Annotated in this window: 2 protein-coding genes; both read left to right on the top strand. The window is 30.3% G+C overall.

The features are described from left to right. The first annotated feature begins 45 nt into the window (after positions 1-45). Positions 46-795 carry a hypothetical protein gene (locus V7164_RS24695; RefSeq protein ID WP_335346105.1) on the top strand — a complete coding sequence of 250 codons (750 nt, stop codon included), beginning with the start codon at positions 46-48 and terminating at the stop codon, positions 793-795. A gap of 45 nt (positions 796-840) precedes the next feature. Beyond that, positions 841-2082: a polysaccharide deacetylase family protein gene (locus V7164_RS24690; RefSeq protein ID WP_335346104.1), complete on the top strand. Its 1242-nt coding sequence runs from the start codon at positions 841-843 to the stop codon at positions 2080-2082. Positions 2083-2862: the final 780 nt, after the last annotated feature.

The raw sequence follows: 2862 nt of genomic DNA, 5'->3' as shown, positions 1-2862 counted from the left end.
AGATAGGTCTTTGATCTTAAATATACAAAAATAGGAGATGAGATTTTGGCTAGTGAAATAGATAAAAAAGGAATTAGTTGGTTTAAAGGGGTACTTTCTTATCAAAACCAAACGGAGAAAATTAGTGCAGAACAGCAAGAAGTAGTAACTGATATGATTGTAGATGAGTCGGCTAATACTATTAAAGAGTATGAGCAGCCAGTTTTAAATAGTAATAACAACTTATTTTCAAAGGATGACCAGGATAAAATAGCATTGGATGTAATTGTTTCTATAGAAAACATGCTTAAGGAACGCCAATTGCAGTTTTATAAATACAAAGGGCTTGAGGATCAATTATTTACAGCAAATGAAACGATTAATCGTTTTAAGCATGATCAAATAAAGAAAGACCAACTTTTACAAGAAAAGAATAAGGAAATTCGTGATTTAGAAAATAACCTAACTAACAAACAAATGAGGTATGATCAGCTCCTTGAGGATTATAAGGAATATCAGCTTACATCAAACATGGAGTATGAAAAGATCTCAAATCAACTTGAAACCGAAACGGCTAAATACAACAAACTTAATGAAGAATCAACGAATGCTCAATATCAAAGTATGTTAAAAATCAATGAGCTTGAAGATAAAATTAGAAACCTAGAAATAGAAAATCAAAAATATACTGAACAATATCAAAAACTTGTAGATGATAAGGCTCAGTTAATGCAAACCATTAATGATTTTACCGAGAAAATGTCCTTCTCTTTCTCAACAAAGGCAACTGCTTCTAATCTATCACAATCGGAATAAACAGCTAGAAGTTAGTTAATTACAACTAGAGAAGGAAGTGCAACCATGGCAGTCTACCACGGAAAAGTACTTGAACTAGTATCTATTGAAAAGAGTAACGAAAAATCATATTTACGCATAAAGTTATCCTTTGAGCAAGAAGATGTACTGTTTTGGGAAGTTGACAGTGATACTGCAAAGAATTTAATGACAATATCTGAATTTGATAAAAAACATAAATACAGATTATCATTACATACAACATTAGACACAATCAAAAAGCAATACATAAGTTTTATTACAAGAACATACCGTGATAAAAGTGACCGAATTTATTTTGCTTGTTCAATGGATTACAAAAACAATTTAGATTCTATTAAAAACACACAAAATGTTAACGATTTTAAAAAACTACCATTTTTATCTACTAATCTATCAGCAATTGATGAAAAAACAATTGAACAGAAAAATAAGCAAAATGAAGAATTGATTTCAAAAGGATACAAGATTCCGCTTAAATGGGTCAGTGTTGCCATGATTGGTGCTATTTTTTCCATACTGTTTGGATATTCAAATCACTCGTATGTAAATACGCCTACCATCAAAAATATCACTATTCCAATCGCAGAAGCTAAAACTGCCGAAGTCAATTTAATAAATAAAAAAAACGTTGTTACACCAGCTACAAAATTAGTAAAAGATGAATCCACGCAATCTAGTCTTCCTTATATTAAACTAGATGACTCCATAACATACAGCATTCCAGAAGGCTATGTGTCCCTTACATTCGATGATGGCCCTTCTAAATATACAGTGGAGATCGTTGATATATTAAAGAAATACAAGGTTGGTGGTACTTTTTTCTTTATAGGAACTAATGCAAAAAAACATCCTGACTACGTTCAATATGTTCAATCAAATAAATATTCGATTGGTAGTCATTCTATGAATCATTTAAAATTGTCGGATCTTTCTTATGAAAAACAAGAAGATGAATTTATTCAAGGTACTAAAGCAATAGAGGAAATTACGAATGAAAAAGTAGTCCTCTTCAGACCACCTTATGGAGCGTTTAATGAACAGACAAAAGATACAGTGCATAATTACCAAAACAAAATGATACTTTGGAATAGGGATCCGAAAGATTGGAAAACTCGTGATACAGATAAAATATATAATTTTATTCGTAACACGGAAGCATCGGGATCAATAATCCTTTTGCACGAATCTCAAGCTGTCATTGATGCTTTACCCAAAATAATTGAGCACTTGCAGGAACAGAATCTAAAAATCATAAATTTACAGTAAATGATCTCAAGATAATTTTTCCAAAAAATAAAAAGCAGATCCTCTAGATCTATAAATTACTTCGTTCTATAGGATCTTTGTTTTTAGGTTACGATATGCTATTAAAAAACTCGTTTATTCTTCGCTGCCACGAAACTAAATATATGCTACTATTAGAAACTTCAAATCAAGAAATGTTTTATCGTTTTGTACATACTCTAAAAAGCTCTACCATTATCGATGCAGTAATATGGGGCAATTTTTACCGATAAAAAAATTGAGGATTATATTACTGCTTTTAAGAAACTCAAAAAACGGTAAAATATACAGTTCTTACAAAATCCTTGGCAGTAACAGAGAAAAAGGGAATTATATATTTAGATGGCAAGTAAGAGTATTATAAAGAAAATGAAGACGATGTGTTTAAGAAAACATCGGGCTTCTCTATGCCAATCGTATTAGAGTTAAGCAATGGTGAGGAGTTAAATATTAAAGATTAAAAGTCACTAAGAGATGGGAAAAATTACAATAAAGATATTGAAAAGTTAATTCCTAAATATGTAAGGTAAGAAATTAGCACAAATAATAGTGATAAGCTTTTTAAAGAATTAGATAAAAAAGCCGGACTGTAGAATGCTGAGACTGCCAAATAGTGATGAGTGACAATAAAGTTGTTTAGAAAAACAGAACTAGAAATAATTATGCATTAAAATAAAAAATACTCTGGAGACTAACTAATCCAGAGTATTTAAACTATTTTAAAAATAAATATTTATTTAACCGCTTCTTTTAATTCCTTAC

The sequence above is a fragment of the Bacillus sp. JJ1474 genome, assembly GCF_036965225.1.
In the GTDB taxonomy this organism is placed as follows: domain Bacteria; phylum Bacillota; class Bacilli; order Bacillales; family Cytobacillaceae; genus Cytobacillus.
Note: the sequence above shows the minus strand (reverse complement) of the source record. Positions and strands in the feature narration are given on the sequence as shown.

Bases quoted from the DNA above. Each gene is read 5' to 3' on its own strand.
- V7164_RS24690 (WP_335346104.1), top strand. From the start codon at position 841: ATGGCAGTCTACCACGGAAAAGTACTTGAACTAGTATCTATTGAAAAG.